This is a genomic window from Maricaulis parjimensis (assembly GCF_016817355.1).
Lineage (GTDB): Bacteria > Pseudomonadota > Alphaproteobacteria > Caulobacterales > Maricaulaceae > Maricaulis > Maricaulis parjimensis.
The window spans coordinates 429,829-453,110 of sequence record NZ_JADOTT010000001.1; the positions used below are offsets into that span (position 1 = coordinate 429,829).

Here is a 23,282-nt window from a genome sequence, read left to right on the forward strand (position 1 = left end):
GATGCTTCGCCTTGGATCCCTTACCCCTCTAGTTCTCATTCCGCTGATTGCCTGCGCGTCTCCTCCCAGAGATGGTGGAATGAGAGGGCAAGGCCCCGGCCAAGGTCCTGGTGGTGGTGCGGGCGGCGGTTTTACCGGTGCGGCCCGTCTGGTCGATGCCGGCCGCTATGGTGAAGCCCTTCCCGCGCTGCGCTGTCATGCAGCGCGGGGCGAGGGTTTTGAAATCGCCCAATACCTAGCCGGTTACAGCGCCCTCAAACAGGCGGACGCCGAAGAAACCCCGGACATTCTACGGGACGAATTGCGGGTGGAAGGCTTTGACCGCCTGACCCTGGCCGCCCAGGCCGGCTGGCCGGCGGCACAGGCCGAACTGGCCGAGGCCCTGGCCTTGGTTGATACGCCCACAGCACGGGAAGACGCCGCCTATTGGGCCGAAGTCTATCGGCACAACCGGCGCGAACAGGCCTACGGGCTGGACCGTCTGGATGATGGGGTGGAAGCGCAGATCGCAGCCACTATCGATGCCGACACCACCCAAGCTGTAACGGCGCGGGCAGCCGCGTTCACAACGACGCCTCTGGAGCGCCAAGACGCCACGCCCGAATGTGCCCCCTACCTGCGCGAAGAGCGTCGCGGCGGTCCTGGTGGACCGGGCGATGGCGGTCGTGGCCGTCCTCCCGGTGGCGGGCGCGGTGGCCCCGGCGGCGGACCGGGCGGTGGCCCGAATGGCGGTATCGGCGGTTAGGACGCCTGCATCAGGGCGTCGGCCTGGGCCTCAGCCTCTTCATCCGTGCCGACGAGTTCCGGGCGCAGATGGCAGCAATCATCCAGCAGGAAACGGACGATCCGGCGCGTGCCCTCGCTGTTGAGCGAGTAGAGCATGAAGCGTGACCGGCGCTCCGCCTTGATCAGGCCGGCGCGTTCCAGCGTCTGGAGATGCCCCGTCATGGTCGAGGGCGGGATATCAAACCCCTGGGCCAGCTCACCCGCAGAGGCCCGTTCCGGTGCCTGGTCGCACAGGGTGCGGAACAGGGCGAGGCGAACGGGGTGCGACAGGGCGGCAAATCCGGAAACGGCGTCTCTTGCAGTCATGAGACCGGGTTAATGCCGCACCATGACTCCTGATTACCGTTTCAGTGAAAGTTTTGCGACAGACCGCAGGATGCCGGGGAAGGCCGGGGCGCCCGGGATTAGTTGGCCGTGCGCAGCCGGTCTTCCGGCTTGCCCGGGAAGAAGCGGTTGATCAGGCTGGCGATCGGACCCTGACGCACACCGCGCGGACGCCGGCCCGGGCGGCTGGCCGCCGTCAGGCTTTCCATCGTGCGACCCGGCTGCACGGCGCGGGCCTTGCGGAAGACGGCCGCGTCACCACAAGCACGCTCCTGCAGAACCCAGGCCGGATCCATCATCAGCGCATCGGCGAGGCGTGCAGAGGAACCATGATCGGCTCCAACCAGGATGAGCAGCCCGTCCTGGCGCATGGCTGCCGCGACATGACGCCAGTTTCCGGCCATGACCGGAAAGCCCACTTCCGGGCCGATGATGGCCAGATCGATCGGCGTCGCGTCCTCATCCTTGCGCAGGGCCGGGCCGCCACGCAGGGCGTTGGTCGGAATTTGGCGGCGATCACAATCGGATTGCAGGGCCTCGATCGCGGCGATCGGGGCGATAATCTCGTGACGGGCGCCGCGCTTGAGGCAGACAGAGCCCAGATCAGACCCGCCAATCTGCACCGTACGCATGCCCGGCTTCACGACCAGAGCGAGGTAATCCGCGGTGAACTCGTCCTGCCGGCGCACGCGGCGCTGGGCGATTTTGCGGATGCGGCCGGCAGTCTGGGTCGTGATGGCGGTCATGGCGTGTCCCGATCGTGAACAAGGTGTTAATGCCTGTCCAGGACCTCGCAATCGGCGGGCCAATTCATAAACAATCCAGTAACCATAAGCGCTTGCGCGGCGTTTTCCGATTGCACCTCGCGCCGTTTCCGCGTTTCCCTGACGCCATGAACACGCAAGAGGATCCGGCACAAGCCGTCCCGGCCCATATTGTCGACCGGCTGATCGAGGAGCGGGCTCCGAAACTGATCGGGACGCCGCTTTGGCCGCTCATCCGCACGATCGGTTATCCCATGCTGGGTTATCGCCGGGCCGTGGACATGGCCGATGCGATCTCACCGCTGAACGGCACAGAATGCCTGGATTGGGCATCCGATTATCTTCGCTTGTCCAAGGATGTTTCCGGTCTCGACCACATCCCGGAAAGCGGCGCCTGCGTGGTCGTGGCCAATCATCCCGGCGGGATTGCAGACGGGATCGCGGTCTGGGACGCGCTGAAAGCCCGCCGTCCCGACATGCTCTATTTTGCCAATGCGGATGCCCTGCGGGTCTGTCCGGGCCTGGAGGAAAGGGTCATCCCGGTGGAATGGCGCGACCACCAGCGCTCGCGCAATCACAGTCGCGACCTGCTGCGCCGCGCCATGACGGCCTTCAAGGAGGAGCGTTGCTTGGTGATCTTCCCGTCCGGCCGCATGTCGGAATGGAGCTGGAAGCACTGGCAATTGCGTGAAAAGCCCTGGCATCCGACTGCAATCAGCCTGGCCCGCAAGGCCGGTGCGCCGATCATCCCGCTGGCCGTTCGTCAACGCATGCCCTTCCTCTATTATGCCCTCGCCCAGGTGAATGAGGAGCTCAAGGACATGACCATTTTCCATGGTTTGATGGGCAAGGCCGGGGCGCGCTACTCCCTGGAATTCGGCCGCGCCCTGACCATGAACAAGGATGATGGCAGCGACGCACAGGTCACGGAGATGTTCCGGAACATGTGTGAAACCCAGGCCTGGGGTCCATGATAAAATGTTGTTGTGGTTGTAAAGGCAATCAAAGTTCGCTCAACTAGAGATTATACATCCTCGAACAACGCAACGAGGACTAGGGGGGCGAAATTGAAAAATGCATTCGAACTTGAGTTGTCTCTGTCCTTTCTCGGTCAGTCCGCCGCTGGCAATCAAATCGATTTTTATGACGCAGCGCAGGCGCTGGTTGGCTTTCAAAGATCGCTTGCGCTTACGACACATCTTATTCTGAACAACGAAATCATTACACAGGCACCCTCTCTAGCGGGCGCTACAATCATTGCTCTCCCCTCCGAGGAAGGGAGCTGGAAACAACGAGCCGTTGTCGTCGGGACTTGGGCCATGATTGCTGGCGGAGCGTACAAGTTGGGCACTGCGCCCACCGATACTCCTCTTGGCCATCTGGTTAGCTCAGCCTACGATTATGTAATATCGGAAACTCTCGGTTTTCATGTCGACTACGATCAAACGCTAGGACAACAGATTGAATCTGTTCAGCAGAACCTAGCCGCCGACAAAAAGCTAACGCAGAATCGCTTTGATAGCGTGATCGAAAAGTGTGAAACAGCAATCGAGTCAATGCACCGGCCAATCGTAGCAAGCAACTCGGCTGAAAGAGCGATCATATCCCGAAAAACAGGTGGCAAAGAAAAGGCGTTCAAATTTGAGCTCTCCGAAGCTTCTTTTGAGCATGTAAAATATTCTCGCGAGCGCCCCAAGAAACACAGATTTGTAGGATCAATTTCGAGCTACAATATCAACACCTTTAAGGGACGCATCTACATCGAAGAACTTGGAAGGCCTGTACCTTTTGAATTGGACTCATCCGCCAAGTCTCCCAAGCAAATTCAAACAATTGTATCAAGCCTGAGCAGGAACTCATCCTTCAGGACCAAAACTAACGCACTCATAGAGATTGAAGCAGTTGTGATCGAGAGCCGGACAGGGCGCATCAAGAAACTCTATGTTCAAATGGTCACTGACTAGCCGTTGCGCCCGGCCACCAAACCCAGGCAATGATGGCGACCTGTCCGCAGCCGCTCCGGTCCTGGACTGGCTGGCCATGATGCCGGGCCAGATCATCAGCTATGAAATCGGCGCGGATTTCTTCTATCGCCAGCGCGACCGCGCCCGCGAAGCGCTGGGAACCGATTTCGACTATCCGACCTTCCATCGCCTCGTCTTGGAAGAAGGCTCCGTCCCGCTCTGGCGGATCGAAGACAAGATCGATGCCTGGATCGCCGGTGCCGACTAAAAGGAAGCGCTGAAAGGGCCCTGCCTATTCAGGCCCACCGCCCTGGATCCGAACCCCTTCGCGCCAGGCTTCCCGAATGGCCCGCGTTTGCTCGAAATCCGCCAGAGGATCGCCCTCCAAAACCAGGAAACTGGCTTCGTGGCCGGGCTGCAAATGCCCGATCTGGCGGTCCGGAAAAACGGCCTGCGTGCAGTTTGACGTCCACATGGTCAGCAAGTGCGCCGGCTCCAACACATCCAGTCCGGAAAGATACGCGACTTCATCGACCGACGTGTCGGAATAGTCATCGCTGCCCACGACCAGGGTCACGCCCGCTTCCACGAGCCGGGCCAGATTGGCCTGCTGCAAGTCCCGCGTCGCCGCATAGCGTTCCGGATTGCGGCTCTCCAGGCCTGCGGCAAACGACAGTGTTGTGTGAACCACCACGCCCGCTGCAGCCGCAGCCTCGGCATCCTCATCGGTCAGGGCGCGGTCATAGGGACCGACACTGGGACCATTATAGCCTGGCATGTGGGCAATCTCGTCGACACCGGCGGCGATGGCATTGCGGAAGTCCGCGGCCGTTTCCACATGGGCGAGGACCGGAATTCCGGCCGCATGAGCCCGCGCCACGATCTCCGGCAGCAGGGCCGGGTCCAGCCCCCGCTGCCCCACGGTTTGCGGATGATCGCGCCGGGCCTCGAAGGCCTCGGAATAGAGAAGATGGACTTTGATGGCGGCGGGCTGAGTGGCCAGTATGCCCGGCCAGGCGCGCTCAAAACTGTCTTGGTCCGGCAGCTGGTGGAAGGCTGTTCCGTCCATCTCCTCCCAAACCAGCTCTCCGAACAGGCCGGCATATTGCTGAAGGCGCTGATAGACTTCCACCGGGTGCCCACCCGGCGCGGTCAGGGGTGCACCTGTAAAGGCCAGATCCGGCGCCGAGGCCGCAGCCAGCCGGGCATCCAGCTCGGCCCGATAAGGCGGGAAATTCCCGATTTCGCGGACATAGAAGACACCCTCTGCCAGATATTGGCCCGTGATCTCCGGCAGTTGCGGTGAACGTCCGATACTGTGCGCGTGCGCATCGCAATAGGGCGGAACGACATAGGCTCCATCCAGATCGACGCGCTCTTGCGGTTCACGATTATCAGGTTCGACGAAATGGCTTCCCTCGACATGAACCGTCCGGGGTTCGAAGGATTCCCCCGTCCACCAGAGCCCGTTTTCAAAAACCGTGACCGGTGCAGACAGGCCCAAAGCCAGACTTGCGATCTGAGACAGCATTTTCCCCTCCTGTATCCCTGGCGGGTATTAGGGAGAGGGCGACGTAATGCCGTGCTTGCAGTGATGTTACGGATTGGTAAGCGCTGACAGGCGCTCCGGATCACTCCGCCAGATGCTCGAACCGGTTGATCACAGCATAATTGGAGCCTTCGGAAACGGCATAAACGATGTCCGGCCAGCCATCGGCGTTCAGATCGCCCACGCTGAGATTATAAGCATTCACCGGATCAGCCGCGATCTCGACGCGATCGAACCCGCTTTCCCGATTGAGATAGACCCGATTTTCCACGCCGGCATTGGCGATGGCGATATCCAGCCGGCCATCCTGGTCGAAATCCCCGGTATCAATCCCGAAGACCACATCATCATCGGATCCAAAGCGCACCGGTTCGCCAAAGCGTCCACTGCCATCATTCACGAAAAGAAGGCTTTGCGCTTCCATGCCACCGGCCAGGATGTCGGCATGCCCGTCGCCCGTGATATCGGCCACGGCGATCGCGCGGATTTCCATCTCGAATTCGGCGCCCAGCATGACCGGGCCGGAGAAACCGCCGCCAGCCAAGCCCTGATAAAGCGGCAGCCCCTGCCCGCCCCGGTTGGAGAAGACCAGGTCCTGCAATCCGTCTCCGTCCAGGTCAGCAATCGCGACCTGGATGGTCTGGTAGTCGCCGGGAAGCTCCACGGCTGGCTCGAATGTGCCGTCACCCCGGTTCAGGAAATAATTATTGGCCTCGCCACGCTGGACGAGGACGAGATCGGCATCGCCATCCCCGTCAAAATCCCCGGCGGCGATACTGCGCGCCTGGGCGATCGGCCCGGTTTCCCGGGCCTCGTCGAAATTGCCTGCGCCATCATTGAACAGCAGCAGGACGGGCAGGAGGTCGCGGGCAATGGCGGCATCCAGATCGCCATCCCCGTCCAGGTCGGCCAAAGCCGCCTCATAGCCTGTGCCCCGGTCCGGACCGGCATCGCGGGCCGACCGGAAAAAGCCGAGACCATTGTTGAAATAGACCTCGTCCTGCTGGACCCAGTGACGGCCATTAACGGCGAACCCGTCCAGATCCCCATCCCCATCCAGATCACCCAGATTGACCGAGGCCGTCAGCGCGTCTTCCGCGCCAAAGGCATTATAGGGGTGAACCCAGAATTCCTGCTGGGAGAAAGCCGGCGCAGACAGCGCTGCGACCAGGCCAAGACTCAGACAAAATTGACGCATTTCGACCCTCGAGAATTTTTGGGCAGACTAGCGGATCGCACGCGCGGGCCAAGAAAAAACCCCGCCGGCAGGACCAGCGGGGCTGTTTTCGCGATGAGCGTTGGCGGGACGGACTAGCCGTCGCGCTCGGCCATCATCTGCTTGATTTCACCGATCGCCTCGGCCGGGTTCAGACCCTTCGGGCAGACCTGGGCACAGTTCATGATCGTGTGGCAGCGATAGAGTTTGAACGGATCATTGAGATCGTCCAGACGCTCGCCCTTGGCTTCGTCGCGGCTGTCGGCCAGCCAGCGATAGGCCTGCAGCAGGGCTGCCGGGCCCATGTATTTGTCGCCATTCCACCAATAGGAGGGGCAGGCCGTGGAGCAGGAGGCGCACATGATGCACTCGTAGAGACCATCGAGCTTTTCGCGGTCTTCCGGGCTCTGCTTCCACTCCTTCTCCGGCGCCGGCGTATCGGTCTTCAGATACGGTTTCACGGCGGCGTGTTGGGCATAGAACTGGGTGAGGTCGGGGATCAGATCCTTGACCACCGGCTGGTGCGGCAGCGGGGAGATCGTGATCGTGCCCTTGTACTCGTCAATGCCGGAGGTACAGGCAATCGTGTTGCGGCCGCCGATATTCATCGAGCAGGAGCCGCACACACCTTCACGGCAGGACCGGCGGAAGGCCAGCGAGGCGTCGACATTGTTCTTGATCCACAGAAGGGCGTCGAGAACCATCGGGCCGCAATCATCCAGATCGACCTTGTACGTATCCCAGGTCGGGCCTTCGCCGCTTTCCGGGTTGTAGCGGTAGATCCGGAAAGTGCGGGTATTCTTGGCCCCGTCCGGAGACGCATGGGTCTTGCCCTTCTTGGGCTGGGAACCGCGGGGAAGTGTCAGCTGAACCATAAAAGGGTCCTCACTCAGTTCACGGCGCGCTTGTCGCGCGGAATCATCAGTTTCAGTCCGGACCAGACCTCGTCCACGGCGCAGACCTTCACATCGACCAGGTCGATGGGCAGGGCGACTTCGCGGATCACGTCCTCGGTCATGTCGGTTTCCACCTTGGAGGCCTTTTTGGGCCAGGAGACCCAGATCATCCCCGCCGGCTGGATGGCCGAGCGCAGACGCGGCAGATCGGTTTCGAATTCCGACCGGACCTTGGTGAAATAGTGCACATAGTCGAGCGCATCGCCCGGCTCGGCCGAGGATTTCTCCTCGGCAAACAGGGCGGCAGAGCGCAGATCGTCATGCTCGGCCGGAAGACCGAGAAACGCCACCTTGAGCCCGTCCTTGAGGCCGAGCTTCTTGGGCAGGGGTGTCCCCGAATATCCGGCCGTGGCCGCCATGATCAGTACACCCGCGCCTTCGGCTCGATATACGCGATGTCATTGGACATCGTGTAGGTGTGCACCGGACGATAGTCGATCTTCACATTGCCGGCCTCATCGCACCAGGCGAGCGTGTGCTTCATCCACTCCTCGTCATTGCGATCCGGGAAGTCTTCGCGGGCATGGGCGCCGCGGCTTTCTTCACGGTTGGCCGCGCCATTCACCGTCACGGCGGCCTGGGAGAGGAGATTGTCCAGCTCCAGGGTTTCCATGAGGTCGGTATTCCAGATCATGGTGCGGTCGGTGACGCCGATATCCGGCATGCCGGAATAGACGCCCTTGATCGCCTCGACGCCTTCCTTGAGGACGTCGCCGGTGCGGAAGACGGCGCAATTATTCTGCATGGCCTTCTGCATTTCCAGGCGGATCTTGGCCGTCGGCGTGCCGCCGGAAGCGTTGCGGTACTTGTCCAGGCGATCCAGCGTGTTCTGGCCGTCAGCCGCGGTCAGCTCTTTCTGGGTGGCCCCGGCTTTCACCGTTTCGCCGACGCGCAGACCGGCGGCGCGGCCGAACACGACGAGGTCGATCAGCGAGTTGGAGCCCAGACGGTTGGCACCATGGACCGACACGCAGGCGGCTTCGCCCACAGCCATCAGGCCCGGCACGACCGCATCGGGATCATCGCCCACCTTGGTGAGGACTTCGCCGTGATAATTGGTCGGGATGCCGCCCATATTGTAGTGGACCGTCGGCAGAACCGGGATCGGTTCCTTGGTGACGTCGACACCGGCAAACACGCGGGCGCTTTCGGAAATGCCCGGCAGGCGTTCCGCCAGAATGTCCGGATCGAGGTGATCGAGGTGCAGGTGGATATGGTCCTTGCCGGCGCCGACACCACGGCCTTCGCGGATTTCCATCGTCATCGAGCGCGAGACGACGTCGCGGGAGGCCAGATCCTTGGCGGAGGGTGCATAGCGTTCCATGAAACGCTCGCCCTCGGAGTTAGTCAGATAACCGCCTTCACCGCGGGCCCCCTCGGTGATGAGGCAGCCGGCGCCATAAATGCCGGTCGGGTGGAATTGCACGAATTCCATGTCCTGCAGCGGCAGGCCAGCGCGCAGCACCATGGCATTACCATCACCCGTACAGGTGTGGGCCGAGGTCGCGGAGAAATAGGCGCGGCCATAGCCACCGGTCGCCAGAATCACGGTCTGGGCGCGGAAACGGTGCAGCGTGCCATCATCCAGCTTCCAGGCGGTGATGCCGCGGCAGGCGCCATCATCATCCATGATCAGGTCGAGCGCGAAATACTCGATGAAGAATTCGGTCTCATTGCGGACCGATTGGCCGTAAAGCGTGTGCAGGATGGCGTGACCGGTCCGGTCGGCGGCGGCGCAGGTGCGCTGCACCGGGCCTTCGCCGTAATTGCGGGTCATGCCGCCGAAGGCACGCTGGTAGATCTTGCCTTCCTCGGTGCGCGAGAAGGGCACGCCCCAGTGTTCCAGCTCGTAAACCGCTTCCGGGGCATTGCGGCACAGATATTCGATACTGTCCTGGTCACCCAGCCAGTCCGACCCTTTGACGGTGTCGTACATGTGCCAGCGCCAGTCATCCTCGCCCATATTGCCCAGCGAGGCGGAGATACCGCCCTGGGCAGCCACCGTATGAGAGCGGGTCGGGAAAACCTTGGTGATACAGGCGGTTTTCAGACCGGCCTGCGAAGCGCCCAGAGCCGCGCGGAGGCCCGAGCCGCCCGCGCCGACGACGACCACGTCATAGGTGTGATCGATCCAGTTGTATTCGGCCATCGTGTTTCGTGTCCGTTACAGAGCGAGTTTGAGAAGGGCGAAGGCGGTTACCAGCCAGAGCCCGATCGTGAAAAAGCTGTTCGCCAGGACCAGAACGGTCTTGGTGAAGGGCTTGTGGATATAGTCCTCGATCACTTCCAGCATGCCCGAGCGCATGTGGGCGAGGCCCGCGGTCAGGGTCAGCAGGGTGATGATCGCGCCCATCGGCGAGGCGAAGAAGGCGCGGGCTGCGGCCGGGTCCGGCGCGCCGGACATGGCGAGCATGTAGACGAAGACCGGGGCGAGGAAGAAGAGCGCAATCGCGGTGACGCGATGGGAGATCCAGTGCTTGGAGGCATGGCCGGAAGCGCCGAGACCGCGGACTTTGGCCGCCGGTGTACGATAATCCGTCATCATCAGGCTCCCAGGTTCAGCCAGAGCAGGGCGGTCGGGATGACCGCGCCGATCATGATCAGGATGGAGCGCAGATTGGAGCCCTTCGGGTCGTAGCCCTTGCCGAAATCCCAGACCAGATGGCGCAGCCCGTTCAGCCAGTGATAGCTGATCGCATAGGTCAGGCCGATGAGCGCGAAACGCGTCACCCAGGCCATCGGACCCTCGAACAGGAAGGCGATCGAGCCCTCGGCACCAAAAGCCAGAAGGATCACCCAGATGGCAATCGCGGCGGCGCCGAAATAATTGGCGATGCCGGTTGCGCGGTGAAGGATGGAGGACGCCATGGTCGCGTGCCAGCGCCACACCTGGAGGTGAGGCGACATCGGACGCGGATCAGACCAGTCGGAAGCCATGTGGCAGCCTTTCAGTAGTGATGCGGCAATGTGTATCCGGATGGACCGCGCACGAGCCCCGTCGGCGCGGCATGACAATGTCGATGCGGCACAATAGGCCGCAAAGTGTCAGGGTCAACGCGATCAAAGCGCACCGCTGACATCTTCCAGACATTTAAGGGGGTTAGTTCGGAATGGTTCTCAATGTTACCGGTCAAAACACGGAAAACCGATAGCTTTCGGCGAGCCGGGCCCTAGATTGTCGAACACGTCACCCGGAGACCCACCATGTCCACGCCCCGCCCAACCGCTGTCATCACCGGTGCCTCCACCGGAATTGGTTATGCCTGTGCCACCCGCCTTGTCGCTGAGGGCTGGCAGGTGTTTGCCGGCGTTCGCAAACAGGCCGACGCAGACCGCTTGCGTGAAGAGCTGGGCGAGAGCGTCACGCCGCTGATCATGGATGTGACGGATGCGGAGAGCCTCAAGACAGCCGCCGCTGCCGTGCGCGAAGCTCTGGACGGGCAGACTCTGAAAGGCCTGGTCAACAATGCCGGGATCGCGGTGGCCGGCCCGATGCTCGACCTGCCGGTCGAGGAGTTCCAGAAGCAGATGGATGTGAATGTCACCGGTGTGGTGCGCGCCACCCAGGCTTTCGGCCCGCTTCTGGGTGTCGATGAAAGCCTGCAGGGCGGGCCGGGGCGGATCGTGATGATGTCTTCGGTCGCCGGTGAAATGGGCGCGCCCTTCCTGGGCCCCTATGCCGCCTCCAAGCACGCCGTGGAGGGGATTTCCAAGGCGCTGCGCCGGGAGCTGATGCTGTACGGGATCGAGGTCGTCGTGATCGGACCGGGCGCGGTCGCCACACCGATCTGGGACAAGGCGGAGGATATCGATCCGGAACCCTATCGCCAGACCCGCTTCTATGACGCCATGATCCGTATCCGCGACTGGATGACGGTGAACGGGCCCGCCGGTTTCCCGCCCTCGAAGATCGCTGATCGCGTCTTCAAGGCCCTGACCCAGGACAAGCCGCGCTTCCGCTATGCCATTGTCCCCCAGCGCCTGACGAACTGGTCACTGCAGAAAATGCTGCCGGGCCGGATGGTCAACAACATGGTCGCCAAGCGGGTGGGGCTTGAACGGGAATACCGCTGACCCGGTCCCACATGATGGTATTGTAATTTCGCGCTAATTTTCCCGCCACACACTGAATGCCCATCTGCGGGTTCTTGTTCGGAGGGGATGATGAGCACGATTTTGGCCAGCCTGGCCGGTGCCCTGTTGATGCAGGGCGCAGGCGGCGTCGACTATACGATCACGATTGATGAAACCGCGGATGGCGCAAGCGTCACCATGCGCCTGGAGTTCGCGGGCGAGGCCGACGGCGAGACCGTGCTTCACCTGCCCAATGAATGGGGCGGACAGGGCGAATTGTGGAACGGCGTGCAGAACCTTGAAGTCAGCGGTGGCGAAGCCCACGCCGGAGACACGCCGGACCTTGTCATCCTGGAACATGCGCCGGACGCGCAGCTCTCTGTCACCTATTCCATCGTGCAGGACCGACCGGGCGATCCTGGCGCCGAGTCCGGCGACTACTACCGCCCCTTTGTCCAGCCGGACTATGTCCACCTGATCGGCAATACCGTCTTTGCCTTTCCCGAACGCGAGGCCGACACGGCGGTGTCCGTCAGCATCAGCGCGCCCGACGGCTGGGCCCTTGCGTCCGACCTCGAACACGGCCCGGTTCTGCGTGATGATTTGATGACCAGCGTGCTGGTGGCCGGGGATTTCCGGATCACCGAAATGGAAATTGATGGGGCCCCGCTCCGCCTCGCCATGCGCGGCGATATCGGCGTCGAGGACGAGGCCCTGATGGCCTCCCTTCAGGCCGTGATCACGGCCAATCACGCCTATTGGGCGACTGAAACCGAACCCTATCTCGTGACCGTCCTTCCCCTGACGGCACCGGAAGGCTGGATGAGTGTCGGTGGCACCAATCTGGGCGATTCCTTTGCCTTTTTCTCCACCAGCAATGCCACGCCGGACGTTCTGACCCGGATCCTGATGCATGAATATGTGCACTCATGGAATCCGCGCCTGCTGGGCGGCGGGCTGGAAGGCGAGCGCGAGCCGACCGGCTATTGGTTCTCTGAAGGCTTCACCGATTTCGTGACCCAGCGCGCCGCTGTGCGGGCCGGGGTCTGGCCGGCGGAACAGGCCATCGAAGCCTGGAACGGGACCTTCGTGGAGTATCGCGACAATCCGGTGCGCGACGCCGCCAATGACGCGATCATCGAAGGCTTTTGGATCGACGGGAATTTCCAGCGCCTGCCCTATCTGCGCGGCATGATGTTCGCCGCCCTCGTCGACAACCGGATCCGCAACGCCACCTCCGGTGCGTTTGATGTGGATGATGTCCTGCTGGCCATGCGCTCGCGCACACCGGACAATCCGGCCTCCGAGGCGTTTGCCGGTACGGTCCAGCGCGTCACCGGGCTGGACATTTCCGATCTCATCGCCCGCCATATCGAAGCGGGGGAGCCGATTGTGCTCGACGCCAATACGTTTGGCGCCTGTGGTCCCGTCGCAGCCGTGGAAGAACCCGTCTTCGTCTATGGCATGGAAGGCGCACGAAATGAGGAGGGGCGGTTTGTCATTCAGACGGTGGATCCGAATGGGCCCGCCGCCCCGGCCGGGTTCGAACCGGGCATGATCATCCTGCAGCGCACAGGTGGTGCGGTGGGTGATGCCAGTGTGGAATCCGTGCTCCGCGTGAGCACGCCGGACGGAGACATCCGCGAACTCAGCTACTGGCCGACCGACGGTTCGACACAGACTGTCACCCGGATCGAACCCGACGCAGCGGGCTTTGATGCCACCGCCTGCACGGCGCGGATGGCCGGGACAGATGCCGGGGCGCCGGCCTACCCGATGCCCTGATTTCCCGTTTTGCGGGCAGGCCTTGTCCGGAGCGCCGGGCAAGGCCATTCTCCCCCGCATCTGACGCCCGGCAACGGGTGAAACGGGGAGAATTGCAATGAAATACCGCCTGGCTTCCACCGCACTGAGCGGTGCCTGCGTCCTGCTTCTGGCTGCCTGCACTCCGAATGCCGGAGAGGCAGATCAGGGTTCAACGCCGGCCATGGCGGAAAGCGCTGCTCAGCCTGCCGCGCCGGCAGAAGCCGCAGAAACGGTCACGGACAGCGAAGCCAGCACCGCCTTCGCCAGCCTCGTCGAAGAGTATGAAGCCTGGCAGATGGAGCAGAGCCTGCAGCGCCGCGCCCAGGCCGGCGATGTCGAGGCGATGAGCGAATGGCCGGATATTTCCCGGGAAACGCTCGATGAGAGCACCCAGGCCGAGATCGCCTTCCTGGAACGCCTTGAAGCGATCGATCCGGAAGGCCTCAGCCGCAATGACCGCACCTCCTATGATGTGCTGGACTATCTGCTGCGCTACAGCGTGGAACTGGCCCCCTATTACGGGTCACGCATGCCCTTCTCCAATGATAGCGGCTTCTTCAGCTGGCCGGCCTATGCCGCCAGTTCGACCCGTCCGCGCAATGTGGAACAGGCCGAGGCCTGGATTGCGCGCGTGCGCGGCCTGCCCGGCTATTTCGAGGCCAATATCGCCTGGATGAATGAAGGCCTGGCCGATGGCTTCACCCAGCCGCGCCTGATCGCGGAACTCGCCGAGAGCCAGATCGCGGCACTGAGCGATCTGGATACGCTGAGCGGCATTCTGATGGCGCCGATGGAGCAATTGCCGGCCGGAATGGATGAGGCAGAGAAGGAACGCCTGCGCGCGGAAACCCGTGCGGCCATCGAAGAGGCGGCCCTGCCGGCCTTCGAGAATTTGCTGGCCTATTTCCGTGACACCTACATTCCGCAGACCCGCACGAGTATCGGCATTTCCGAAGTGCCGGGCGGACGCGAATACTATCAGACCCTGGTGCGCTATCACACGACGCTGGATACCTCGCCGGAGGAGGTCCACCAGCGCGGCCTCAATGAGGTGGCCCGCATCCGCGCCGAGATGGATGAGGTGATCGAGCGCTCCGGATTCGAAGGCACATTTGCCGAATTCCTGAACTTCCTGCGCACCGATCCGCAATTCTATGCCGAGACGCCGGAAGAGCTGCTGATGTACGCCTCCTGGATCGCCAAGCGGGCGGATGACCAGATGCCGCGCTTCTTCGGGCATCTGCCGCGCCTGTCCTATGGCGTGCGGCCTGTGCCGGACACGATGGCACCCACCTATACGACGGGCCGCTACTGGCCGGGCAATCTGGAGAATGGTGTGGCTGGCGGCTATATGGTCAACACCTACAACCTCACCCAGCGCCCGCTCTACACCCTGCCGGCCCTGACGGTGCACGAGGCGGTCCCGGGCCACCACCACCAGATCTCCATTGCCCAGGAATTGGAAGACGTGCCGGACTTCCGCCGCGACAGCTATATCACCGCCTTTGGTGAGGGCTGGGGCCTCTATACCGAATTCCTCGCCATCGATATGGGCCTCTATACGACACCCTATGAGGAGTTCGGACGCCTGACCTATGAGATGTGGCGCGCCTGCCGCCTCGTGGTGGATACCGGCATGCATTACATGGGCTGGACCCGCGAACAGGCCGAGGCCTGCCTGCTGGAGAATTCCGCCCTGGCCCCGCACAATGTGCGCACCGAGGTGGAGCGCTACATCTCCTGGCCGGGCCAGGCCCTGGCCTACAAGTCCGGCGAGCTCCTGATGCGCGATCTGCGTGCCCAGGCGGAAGAGCGCCTGGGTGCCGGTTTCGACATCCGTGCCTTCCACGACACGCTGCTGCAGGATGGCGCCATGCCGCTCTCGGCGCTGGAGGCCAAGATGCTCGACTGGATTGCCGATCAGGAAGCCGAACTGGCCGACGAGTAAAACCGCCCTTTATTGCCCCCCAGAGACTGGAGGACAGACATGTTTGCACGCACCTTGATCGACGCTCGCCACACCCTGGCAGGCGCCATCGCCCTGATGGTGCCGGGCTTTGAAGCCCTGGCCCAGGACGGCGGGTCTGCGGAACCGGCCCTGGTCCCGCTTCACGTTGAAATCATCGATCCGGACGCCGAATTCCCGCGCTTCATGGTGGATGCGGCTTGGCCGGACATGCCGTCCGACATGATCCTAGGTCAGGTCCCCGGCATCACGGTGGACCGTCATGACCGGATCTGGGCCGTACATCGTCCGCACACGCTGACCGGGACCGATACCGGCCTGGTGCAGGACCCGCCCATTGCCGTGTGCTGCCAGCCGGCGCCGACAATTGTCAGCTTTGACACGGAAGGCCGCTATCTGGGCGGATTCGGCGGACCGGAGACCGGCCCGGTGATCGAGGGTGAAAACCAGTGGCCCAATAATATTCACGGCATCTATGTCGACGGGGATGACACGATCTGGGTGGCCGGCAATGGCGATGGCGATCATGTCGTCCTGAACTTCACCGAGGATGGCGAATTCATCCGCTCCATCGGCCGGCATGGCGAAACCGGCGGCAATCTGGACGAAGCCCATCTGGGCAATCCTGCCGATATTTACGTGGAAGACGGCGAAGTCTTCATCGCCGACGGCTATATCAACAAGCGCATCATCCGCTTCACCGGCGAAGCGGGCGAGTTCGGCGGATTGTGGGGCGCCTATGGCAATGAGCCGGGCAGTGGCACGCGCGACGGCCAGTTCGATCAGAGCCAGGCCACCAGCACGGCCGATGGCGGTGCCGACCCTGCCAACCCGGAATTCGGCGACATCCTTCACTGCATCACCGGAAATGATGATGGGCTGATCTTCGTCTGCGACCGCCGCAACAACCGCGCCCAGGTCTTTCAGCGCACCGAGAACGGCGATCTGGAATTCGTCCGCGATATCGTCGTTTCGCCGAACTCGGGCGGAACGCGCTCGGTCACGGATATCGCCTTCTCGCCAGACGGGCGTTTCGTCTACATCGCGGAAATGATGAATAGCCGGATCTGGATCTACAATCGCGAAACCCTCGAACCGATCGCCGTGATGGGCCGGATCGGGCGGCAGCCGGGCCAGTTCACCTGGCTGCACAGTGTCGAAGTGGACAGTGAGGGTAATCTCTATACCAGCGAAGTCGGCACGGGCCGGCGCATCCAGAAACTCGTCCTGACGGGAATCCTCTAGACCATGCTGTTCGCACTGACCGATTTTCTCGTCGTCATCGGGGCCGGGATTGGCCTCTGGCGGCTTTGGCCCTATCGCAAGGATGGCCGGGTCCGGATGGTCCGGCTCGGCCTCATCGCCCTGGCGCTGGCGGCCCTGATCGGCACGGTGCGGTTTGCCGCCGGACTGGATACCGAACTGGCGCCCTGGCACAGCCTCGCCAGCGATTTCGCCGCTTCGGCCGGCTTCCTCCTGATCGCCCTGGGTGCCGCCCTGGCCTTGCTGAAGAAACCGCTGCCGCCAGCCGGGACACGCTATTTGCGCGTCGGCATTCCGGTCGTCATCGCCTTCTTTCTGGTCTTTCCCGGACTGGGCGCTGTCGCGGACCTGATCCCGCCGCTGGCGCTCCTGCTGGGCCTGGCGACGGGCGGCGCACTTCTGACCCGCAAGGACTGGATTCCTGGCGTTCTATGGCTGGCGAGTTTTGGTCTCGTCGGCGTTGTCTCCCTGGCCTTGGGCGGCTCGCGTGAGATCGCCACGCTGGGCATCGCCAATTGGCATGTCTATCACGCGGTGCTGGGCCTGTGCGCGGCCGGGATGGGCGAGGCCACGCGCCGGCTCTACAGCCACACGCGGACGCGCGCCGCTCATAATTGACAGCTGTGCTTGACGGACAGGCCCCGCTCAACCACTTATCCGCCCTCCATGAGCGCGCAAGACAGCAATCCTGCCGCCTCCGGTGCCGACACCCCGCCGACGCGGGAGGCGGAACAGGAGTCCGGGCTTGATATCCTGACATTCGGCTGCCGGCTGAATGCCTGGGAAAGCGAAGTCATGCGCAAGCATGCCCGCGAGCAGGGCCTGACCAATACGATCCTGGTCAATACCTGCGCCGTGACCAATGAGGCCGTGCGCCAGGCACGCCAGCACATCCGCCGCGCCCGCCGGGACAATCCGGACGCCCAGATCATCGTCACCGGCTGTGCCGCCCAGGTCGACCCGGACATGTTCGGGAAAATGCCCGAAGTGAACCGGGTGATCGGCAATGATGACAAGCTGAAAGCGGAAACCTTCAAACCGGCCGACCTGCTGGGCGGAACGGAGAAGGTGCGCGTCAATGACATCATGAGCGTGCGCGAGACCGCCGGGCACCTGGTCGAGGGCATGGAGGGCCGCGCCCGCGCCTATGTCCAGGTCCAGAATGGCTGCGACCATCGCTGCACCTTCTGCATCATTCCCTTCGGTCGCGGTAATTCACGCTCGGTGGCCGCCGGTGAAGTGGTCGACCAGATCAAGACGCTGACCGATGCCGGTCATTCCGAAGTCGTGCTGACCGGGGTCGACCTGACCTCCTGGGGTGAGGACCTTCCGGGAACGCCGAAACTGGGCCGTCTGGTCCAGGCCATCCTGAAACATGTGCCGGACCTGCCGCGCCTGCGCCTGTCCTCAATCGACGCGATCGAGATCGATGACGCCCTGTTCGAGGCCGTGACCGGCGAAGCGCGCGTGGCGCCCTATCTCCATCTCTCCCTGCAGGCCGGCGATGACATGATCCTCAAGCGCATGAAGCGCCGCCATTTGCGCGATGACGCGATTGCGCTGTGCTCGCGCCTGAAGGCCGCGCGGCCGGAGATCGCCTTTGGTGCCGACATGATCGCCGGCTTTCCGACCGAGACCGAGGCGATGTTCGAGAATTCGGTGAGACTGGTGGACGAGTGCCAGCTGGCCTATCTCCATGTCTTCCCCTTCTCGCCGCGTCCCGGCACGCCGGCCGCGCGCATGCCGCAGCTTGATCGGGCCGTTGTGAAAGACCGGGCCAACCGTCTTCGCGGCGTGGCGGATGCCGCACTGGCCCGCCATCTCGACCGCATGATCGGTCTGGAACGCGCCGCCCTGGTGGAGAAGCCGGGCTTTGCCCGTGCCGCGAATTTCGCCAGCATCCGCATTCCTGAAGCGGACGTGCCGCGACCCGGCGCCCTTGTCGATATCGAGATCACCGGGCATGACGGGAAAGAACTTCAAGGGGTTATTGCCGGATGAGCGAGAAAAAACCGGGCTTCTTCTCCCGCCTGGCGCAGGGGCTGGCACGCTCGTCCAACAAGCTGGGCGAAAGCGTCACGGCGATCTTCACCAAGCGCAAGCTGGATTCAGCCGCGCTGGAAGAGCTGGAAGACGCCCTGATCGCCGCCGATCTGGGTGCCCAGACCGCCATGCGCGTCACCGACCGGCTCGCCAAGGACCGTTTCGACAAGGAAGTCACGGATGAAGAAGTCCGCGAAGCCCTGGCAGACGTGGTCGCGGAAAGCCTGACCCCGCTGGAAAAGCCGCTGGAGCTGAGCGGTGAGCGCCCGCAGGTCGTGGTCTTTGTCGGCGTCAACGGGTCCGGCAAGACGACCACGCTGGGCAAGATTGCCGTCAAGCTGAAGCGCGAGGGCCGCAATCCGATCCTCGCCGCGGGCGACACCTTCCGCGCAGCCGCCATCGAACAGGTCTCGGTCTGGGGTGAGCGGGCCGGTGCGCCGGTCATCAAACGGGAAATCGGCGCCGATGCGGCGGGCCTGGCTTTTGACGCCATCGAACAGGCCCAGCGCGACGGGCATGACATGGTGCTGATCGACACGGCCGGCCGGCTGCAGAACAAGGCCGAGCTGATGGACGAGCTGCGCAAGGTCATTCGCGTCATCAAGAAGAAAATGCCCGACGCCCCACACCATGTGATCCTGGTTCTGGATGGCACGGTCGGTTCGAATGCGGTCTCCCAGGCCGAAGCCTTCCTGGAAGCCTCCGACGTCACCGGCGTGGTGATGACCAAGCTGGACGGCACGGCCAAGGGCGGCGCCCTGGTCCAGGTGGCCGAGAAATTCCAGCTGCCCATCCATTATATCGGGATCGGCGAAGGTGAGGCGGATCTTCAGCCTTTCTCCGCGCGTGATTTTTCCCGCGCCCTGGCCGGGCTGGACAGCTAGTCCATGGAGGCGGTCCCGCCCTGGGCCGTCCTGGCCATGCTGGGCTCGGCCCTCACCCATTCCGGCATGACGCTGCTGACCAAGCGGGCCAAGGACAAACTCGTCTTTCGTGGTCTGACCCTGGGCTTTGTCGGCCTGGCCTTCCTGCCCTGGCTGCTGACCCAACCCCTGCCGAGCTGGGAGGTGTGGCGTTTCCTGATCGCCGGGGCAGTGGTGATCTGGGCCTTCAACATGCTGCTGATCGCCGCCTTCACCGAGGGCGAGATGAATCTGGCCTATCCAGTGATGCGCGGCAGCGCCCCGGCCCTCGCTGCCATCGTGGCCTTCATCTTCTTGGGCGAAACCATCTCCACCGGGCAGATGCTGGGACTGGCCATCGCGACCACCGCCCTGATCGGCTTCGCCTGGCCGGAAAAGGACGGGAAACCCAAGCTGAAGCTCATTGTGCTGGCCCTGTCCGCGGCTTGCATGACGGCCGCCTACAGCGTGATCGATGCGGCCGGCGTGCGCGAGAGCGGCCGCGTGCTGGTCTATCTGGGCTGGTTCTTTGTCCTGTCCGTCGTGACAATCCTGCCCACGGCGATGATCCGGAGGGGCAAGGACTTCTGGGCCGCCGCCCGGCAGGAGGCTCGGCCGGCCCTGTTCTCGACCGTGTTCAACACCTCAACCTATGGCCTGGCCCTGCTGGCCTACGCCCATGCCCCGGTTGCGCCAATGGCGGCTTTGCGTGAGACCTCCATCGTTTTCGGGGCCATTCTGGCTGCCCTGGTCCTGAAAGAGAGTTTCGGCCTACGGCGCATCGCCCTTGCAATCTGCCTCGCAGGCGGGCTCGTATTGCTACAAGTCATGTAGGCGTTCAGGAGACAAGATTTGGCCCAGACCCAGAAAACCAGCGAGCAGTCTTCGCGCCTGCTCATTGATGCCGGGCCGATCGGCGTCTGGATCATCGTCTACAATGTGATGCGCCGCATTGCCGAGGATGATGCGATCTATTGGGGAACCGGCGCCTACATGATCGCGGCCGTGATCGCCCTTGTCCTGTCGATCCGGCAGGAAAACCGCATACCGCCCATGCTGGTCTTCACGACCGTGATCGTACTCGGCTTCGGCGGGATCGGCATTTGGCTGCAGGATCCGATTTTCATCTACATCAAGCCAACCATCATCAATCTCTTCCTGTCCTACATGATCCTGGTCGGACTGGCCTTCGGCGCCAATGTCTGGAAAGTCTTCTTCAGCCATATCTTCGAACTGACGGACCGCGCCTGGACGCTTCTGGCCATTCGCTGGGCCATCTGGTTCCAGGTCCTCGCCGGGCTCAACGAGGTGATGTGGCGGCACATCACAGACAGTGTCGTGCCGGAAAGCGCGCGCTGGTTTGCGGGGCTGAACCTGTCTGAAGCCTTCTGGTCCAACGCCAAGCTGGGCGTCATGGTGTTGAGTGTCCTGTTCGCGGCTTCGCAAATGCCGCTCATCCTCAAAAACCAGCCCAAAAAGGACGAAACGGCAGGTGTTTGAAGGCGACATTCCGTGCTCGGACAAATGTCATTTTGGCGTTATAAATCCGCACTAGGATGATGTTGTGATCAGCCGGAGCCCGCCATGTCTCAGGATCAGAGAAAAGCTGAAACCTTCGAGCTGACCGACTCGCCCGGCCACCTGCTTCACCGGGCCCAGCAGTTTGCGGCCGAACGTTTCACCAAGGCCATGTCCTCTGCCAAGCTGACCCAGCGTCAGTTCGCCGTCCTGCATGCCACGGGCGCTCAGGAGGGCCTGACCCAGACCGAGCTGGTCAAGGCCACGGGCATCGACCGCTCCACCTTGGCCGAGCTGGTTGCCCGCATGGTGCGCAATGGCCTGCTGGAACGGGAAAAGCTTCCTGATGATGCCCGCGCCAATGCGGTCCGCCTGACCGATGACGGCCGCGCCCTGCTCGAAGCGGCCACTCAAGGCGCCCAGGAAGCGGACAAGCTGATCCTCTCTGCCCTGCCGAAGAACAAGCGGGCGAGCTTCCTGGAAACCCTGCGCCGGATCGCCGACACGCTGGAAAAGGGCGAGGAAGACGCCAAGAAAGCCAAGCTGAAGGCCAAGGAAAAGAAGAAAAAGGCCAAGAAGAAGGCCAAGGAAAAAGCCAAGGCCAAGGCCAAGAAAGCTGAGAAGAAAGCCAAGAAGGCGAAAAAGGCCGAACGCGCCACCGCCTCCCAAGCCGCGGAGTAGGCTCAGCCTCAATTGCGCTCAGCCCCGGCGCGCCTCGCGCTCCAACGCCGGATAGATCCGGTTTCTCAACACATCCGCCGTGATCGGCCCCGGCCAACGCACCAGGATGTCGCCATCGCGCGAGATCACCAGGGTTTCCGGTGCGCCTGAAATCTGCAGGGCCAGGGCCGCATGCCCGTCCGGGTCCTGCATGATGCCGGCATAGGGATTGCCCAGCTCAGCCAGGAAAGCATTGGCCGCCTCCGGCTCGTCCCGCCAATTGATCCCGTAGACCGGAATGCCCTCGGCCCGCAATGCCAGCAGGACCGGATGCTCAATCCGGCAGGGCGCACACCAAGACCCCCAGACATTGAGCAGATAGGCGCCCTCGACCTCGGCCAGGTCAAATCCGGCCTGACCCTCCAGAGGCTCCAGAACGAGTTCCGGCAGGGGTTCGCGCGGCGCTTGGTAGGTCTGATACCAATTCCAGGCGAGCACGCCGGAAAGTCCGGCGATCGCCAGAATGGCCAGGATGCGCAGGACGCGCATCATGCCTCGTCTTCTTCCAGACGGCGCAGACGCTCAACCGCAGCCCGGCGCTCGGCGAGCGCGAAAATCACCAGTCCGGACAGGGCCAGGACTGAGAGGCCCCAGGCCGGCCAGATGAAGGCGGCATAGCCGCCCATGGTCCAGAATTCGCTCATGCCAGCTCTCCCGGTTCAGCCTGGGACTGGCGGGCTTCCCGCAATTTGCGGCGTTCCAGCTGGCGCGCCTTCTGGATCAGGGTGCGCGAACGGAGCCGGTAAAACACCAGGAAAGCGGCCAGCATCGTATAGGCCAATGCCATGATGCCCAGTGGCCAGAGCTGGCTGGAATGGATGGTCGGACCATCCAGGCGGATCACCGAGGCCGGCTGGTGCAGGGAGGACCACCAGTCCACCGAGAATTTCACAATGACCAGATTGACGATCCCGGCCATCGCCAGCACGGCCGCCGCCCGCGCGGCCTGCTGGGCGTCTTCCAGCGCGCTGCGCAGCGCCATATAGCCCAGATAGACCAGGAGCAGGACCAGGACGGATGTCATCCGCGCATCCCATTCCCACCATGTTCCCCACATCGGCTTGCCCCAGAGCGAGCCCGTGATGAGGGCAAGAATGGTGAAAACCGCCCCGATCGGCGCCATGACTTCCGCCGCGGCATCCGCCAGCGAGTGGCGCCAGACGAAATAGACGAAACTGGCAATCGCCATCGCCAGATAAAGCGCCATCGCCATATAGGCGGCCGGCACATGGACATACATGATCCGGATGGTTTCACCCTGCTGGTAGTCCGGCGGGGAGCCGAAGAAGGCCAGCCAGATGCCCGCCGCCAGCAGGAGCAGGGTCAGCACGCCCAGGACCGGGATCACCCGGCGGGCCAGACCGTCAAAACGCTGCGGATTGGAAAAGTAGGACAACATGCTTGGCTGATTACTTCCAGACGCGCCGATGG

The 23,282-nt window shown here is 62.8% G+C and carries 26 protein-coding genes; 14 read left to right on the plus strand and 12 right to left on the minus strand.

What is annotated here, in order from left to right; all coding sequences use genetic code 11:
* Positions 1 to 79: 79 nt before the first annotated feature.
* The gene (locus I0K07_RS01835; RefSeq protein ID WP_203290957.1) at positions 80 to 745 is read left to right on the plus strand and encodes a hypothetical protein; all 666 of its coding nucleotides are present in this window, start codon (positions 80 to 82) and stop codon (positions 743 to 745) included.
* Here the strand turns inward: I0K07_RS01835 and I0K07_RS01840 are convergent.
* On the minus strand, positions 742 to 1,092 hold the full coding sequence (locus I0K07_RS01840) for an ArsR/SmtB family transcription factor (RefSeq protein ID WP_203290958.1): 351 nt from the start codon (positions 1,090 to 1,092) through the stop codon (positions 742 to 744). The two genes, I0K07_RS01835 and I0K07_RS01840, sit on opposite strands and share 4 nt — an antisense overlap.
* 98 nt (positions 1,093 to 1,190) lie before the next feature.
* Positions 1,191 to 1,856, minus strand: coding sequence for a hypothetical protein (locus I0K07_RS01845; RefSeq protein ID WP_203290959.1), 666 nt, complete (start codon positions 1,854 to 1,856; stop codon positions 1,191 to 1,193).
* Positions 1,857 to 2,002: 146 nt separating this feature from the next.
* Between I0K07_RS01845 and I0K07_RS01850 the strand changes: the two genes are divergently transcribed.
* The 3 genes from I0K07_RS01850 (at position 2,003) to I0K07_RS01860 (ending at position 4,106) form a co-directional block, all read left to right on the plus strand.
* The gene (locus I0K07_RS01850; RefSeq protein WP_203290960.1) at positions 2,003 to 2,848 is read left to right on the plus strand and encodes a 1-acyl-sn-glycerol-3-phosphate acyltransferase; all 846 of its coding nucleotides are present in this window, start codon (positions 2,003 to 2,005) and stop codon (positions 2,846 to 2,848) included.
* 93 nt (positions 2,849 to 2,941) lie between these two features.
* Complete coding sequence (locus I0K07_RS01855; protein ID WP_203290961.1) at positions 2,942 to 3,838, plus strand: DUF7946 domain-containing protein; 897 nt, start codon at positions 2,942 to 2,944, stop codon at positions 3,836 to 3,838.
* Positions 3,816 to 4,106 carry a DUF885 family protein gene (locus tag I0K07_RS01860; protein WP_203290962.1) on the plus strand — a complete coding sequence of 97 codons (291 nt, stop codon included), beginning with the start codon at positions 3,816 to 3,818 and terminating at the stop codon, positions 4,104 to 4,106. The genes I0K07_RS01855 and I0K07_RS01860 overlap by 23 nt, the downstream gene beginning before the upstream one ends.
* Positions 4,107 to 4,130: 24 nt before the next feature.
* Here the strand turns inward: I0K07_RS01860 and I0K07_RS01865 are convergent, their stop codons facing one another.
* The 7 genes from I0K07_RS01865 to sdhC all read right to left on the minus strand — a co-directional run bounded on the left by I0K07_RS01865 (position 4,131) and on the right by sdhC (position 10,496).
* A complete protein-coding gene (locus I0K07_RS01865) occupies positions 4,131 to 5,369 on the minus strand; it encodes an amidohydrolase family protein (protein WP_203290963.1) in 1,239 nt (412 codons plus the stop codon).
* Positions 5,370 to 5,469: 100 nt separating this feature from the next.
* Positions 5,470 to 6,585 (minus strand): FG-GAP repeat domain-containing protein, encoded by a 1,116-nt coding sequence (locus I0K07_RS01870; protein ID WP_203290964.1) that lies wholly within the window; start codon positions 6,583 to 6,585, stop codon positions 5,470 to 5,472.
* Between the two features lie 113 nt (positions 6,586 to 6,698).
* The gene (locus tag I0K07_RS01875; RefSeq protein ID WP_203290965.1) at positions 6,699 to 7,478 is read right to left on the minus strand and encodes a succinate dehydrogenase iron-sulfur subunit; all 780 of its coding nucleotides are present in this window, start codon (positions 7,476 to 7,478) and stop codon (positions 6,699 to 6,701) included.
* Between the two features lie 14 nt (positions 7,479 to 7,492).
* Positions 7,493 to 7,918 carry a DUF3052 domain-containing protein gene (locus I0K07_RS01880; RefSeq protein WP_203290966.1) on the minus strand — a complete coding sequence of 142 codons (426 nt, stop codon included), beginning with the start codon at positions 7,916 to 7,918 and terminating at the stop codon, positions 7,493 to 7,495.
* Between the two features lie 2 nt (positions 7,919 to 7,920).
* On the minus strand, positions 7,921 to 9,708 hold the full coding sequence (sdhA, locus tag I0K07_RS01885; protein WP_203290967.1) for a succinate dehydrogenase flavoprotein subunit: 1,788 nt from the start codon (positions 9,706 to 9,708) through the stop codon (positions 7,921 to 7,923).
* Between the two features lie 15 nt (positions 9,709 to 9,723).
* Positions 9,724 to 10,101, minus strand: coding sequence for a succinate dehydrogenase, hydrophobic membrane anchor protein (gene sdhD, locus I0K07_RS01890; RefSeq protein WP_203290968.1), 378 nt, complete (start codon positions 10,099 to 10,101; stop codon positions 9,724 to 9,726).
* 2 nt (positions 10,102 to 10,103) lie between these two features.
* Positions 10,104 to 10,496 (minus strand): succinate dehydrogenase, cytochrome b556 subunit, encoded by a 393-nt coding sequence (gene sdhC, locus I0K07_RS01895; RefSeq protein ID WP_203290969.1) that lies wholly within the window; start codon positions 10,494 to 10,496, stop codon positions 10,104 to 10,106.
* A 267-nt stretch (positions 10,497 to 10,763) separates the two neighbouring features.
* Between sdhC and I0K07_RS01900 the strand changes: the two genes are divergently transcribed.
* From I0K07_RS01900 to I0K07_RS01945, 10 genes are all read left to right on the plus strand, one after another.
* On the plus strand, positions 10,764 to 11,633 hold the full coding sequence (locus I0K07_RS01900; RefSeq protein WP_203290970.1) for an SDR family oxidoreductase: 870 nt from the start codon (positions 10,764 to 10,766) through the stop codon (positions 11,631 to 11,633).
* 90 nt (positions 11,634 to 11,723) lie between these two features.
* On the plus strand, positions 11,724 to 13,418 hold the full coding sequence (locus I0K07_RS01905) for a M61 family metallopeptidase (protein WP_203290971.1): 1,695 nt from the start codon (positions 11,724 to 11,726) through the stop codon (positions 13,416 to 13,418).
* 97 nt (positions 13,419 to 13,515) lie between these two features.
* Positions 13,516 to 15,387, plus strand: a complete 1,872-nt coding sequence (locus I0K07_RS01910; RefSeq protein WP_203290972.1) for a DUF885 domain-containing protein — start codon at positions 13,516 to 13,518, stop codon at positions 15,385 to 15,387.
* Positions 15,388 to 15,426: 39 nt separating this feature from the next.
* Positions 15,427 to 16,650, plus strand: a complete 1,224-nt coding sequence (locus tag I0K07_RS01915) for a beta-propeller fold lactonase family protein (protein ID WP_203290973.1) — start codon at positions 15,427 to 15,429, stop codon at positions 16,648 to 16,650.
* A gap of 3 nt (positions 16,651 to 16,653) precedes the next feature.
* A complete protein-coding gene (locus tag I0K07_RS01920; protein WP_203290974.1) occupies positions 16,654 to 17,286 on the plus strand; it encodes a hypothetical protein in 633 nt (210 codons plus the stop codon).
* Between the two features lie 48 nt (positions 17,287 to 17,334).
* The gene (gene mtaB, locus I0K07_RS01925; RefSeq protein ID WP_203290975.1) at positions 17,335 to 18,669 is read left to right on the plus strand and encodes a tRNA (N(6)-L-threonylcarbamoyladenosine(37)-C(2))-methylthiotransferase MtaB; all 1,335 of its coding nucleotides are present in this window, start codon (positions 17,335 to 17,337) and stop codon (positions 18,667 to 18,669) included.
* Positions 18,666 to 19,595, plus strand: a complete 930-nt coding sequence (gene ftsY / locus I0K07_RS01930) for a signal recognition particle-docking protein FtsY (protein WP_203290976.1) — start codon at positions 18,666 to 18,668, stop codon at positions 19,593 to 19,595. Before mtaB ends, ftsY begins: the two co-directional genes overlap by 4 nt.
* Positions 19,596 to 19,598: 3 nt before the next feature.
* Complete coding sequence (locus I0K07_RS01935; RefSeq protein ID WP_203290977.1) at positions 19,599 to 20,447, plus strand: DMT family transporter; 849 nt, start codon at positions 19,599 to 19,601, stop codon at positions 20,445 to 20,447.
* A gap of 18 nt (positions 20,448 to 20,465) precedes the next feature.
* Entirely contained in the window at positions 20,466 to 21,113 is a 648-nt protein-coding gene (locus tag I0K07_RS01940; RefSeq protein WP_203290978.1) for an inner membrane-spanning protein YciB, read from the plus strand.
* Positions 21,114 to 21,197: 84 nt separating this feature from the next.
* On the plus strand, positions 21,198 to 21,812 hold the full coding sequence (locus I0K07_RS01945) for a MarR family winged helix-turn-helix transcriptional regulator (protein ID WP_203290979.1): 615 nt from the start codon (positions 21,198 to 21,200) through the stop codon (positions 21,810 to 21,812).
* Positions 21,813 to 21,830: 18 nt separating this feature from the next.
* Here I0K07_RS01945 and I0K07_RS01950 read toward each other — a convergent pair whose 3' ends face one another.
* The 3 genes from I0K07_RS01950 to ccmC are packed head-to-tail and all read right to left on the minus strand — an operon-like array spanning position 21,831 to position 23,250.
* Positions 21,831 to 22,343, minus strand: coding sequence for a redoxin family protein (locus I0K07_RS01950; RefSeq protein ID WP_203290980.1), 513 nt, complete (start codon positions 22,341 to 22,343; stop codon positions 21,831 to 21,833).
* Positions 22,340 to 22,495: a heme exporter protein CcmD gene (gene ccmD / locus I0K07_RS01955; protein WP_203290981.1), complete on the minus strand. Its 156-nt coding sequence runs from the start codon at positions 22,493 to 22,495 to the stop codon at positions 22,340 to 22,342. Before ccmD ends, I0K07_RS01950 begins: the two co-directional genes overlap by 4 nt.
* Positions 22,492 to 23,250, minus strand: a complete 759-nt coding sequence (gene ccmC, locus I0K07_RS01960; RefSeq protein WP_203290982.1) for a heme ABC transporter permease CcmC — start codon at positions 23,248 to 23,250, stop codon at positions 22,492 to 22,494. Before ccmC ends, ccmD begins: the two co-directional genes overlap by 4 nt.
* Positions 23,251 to 23,282 lie beyond the last annotated feature (32 nt).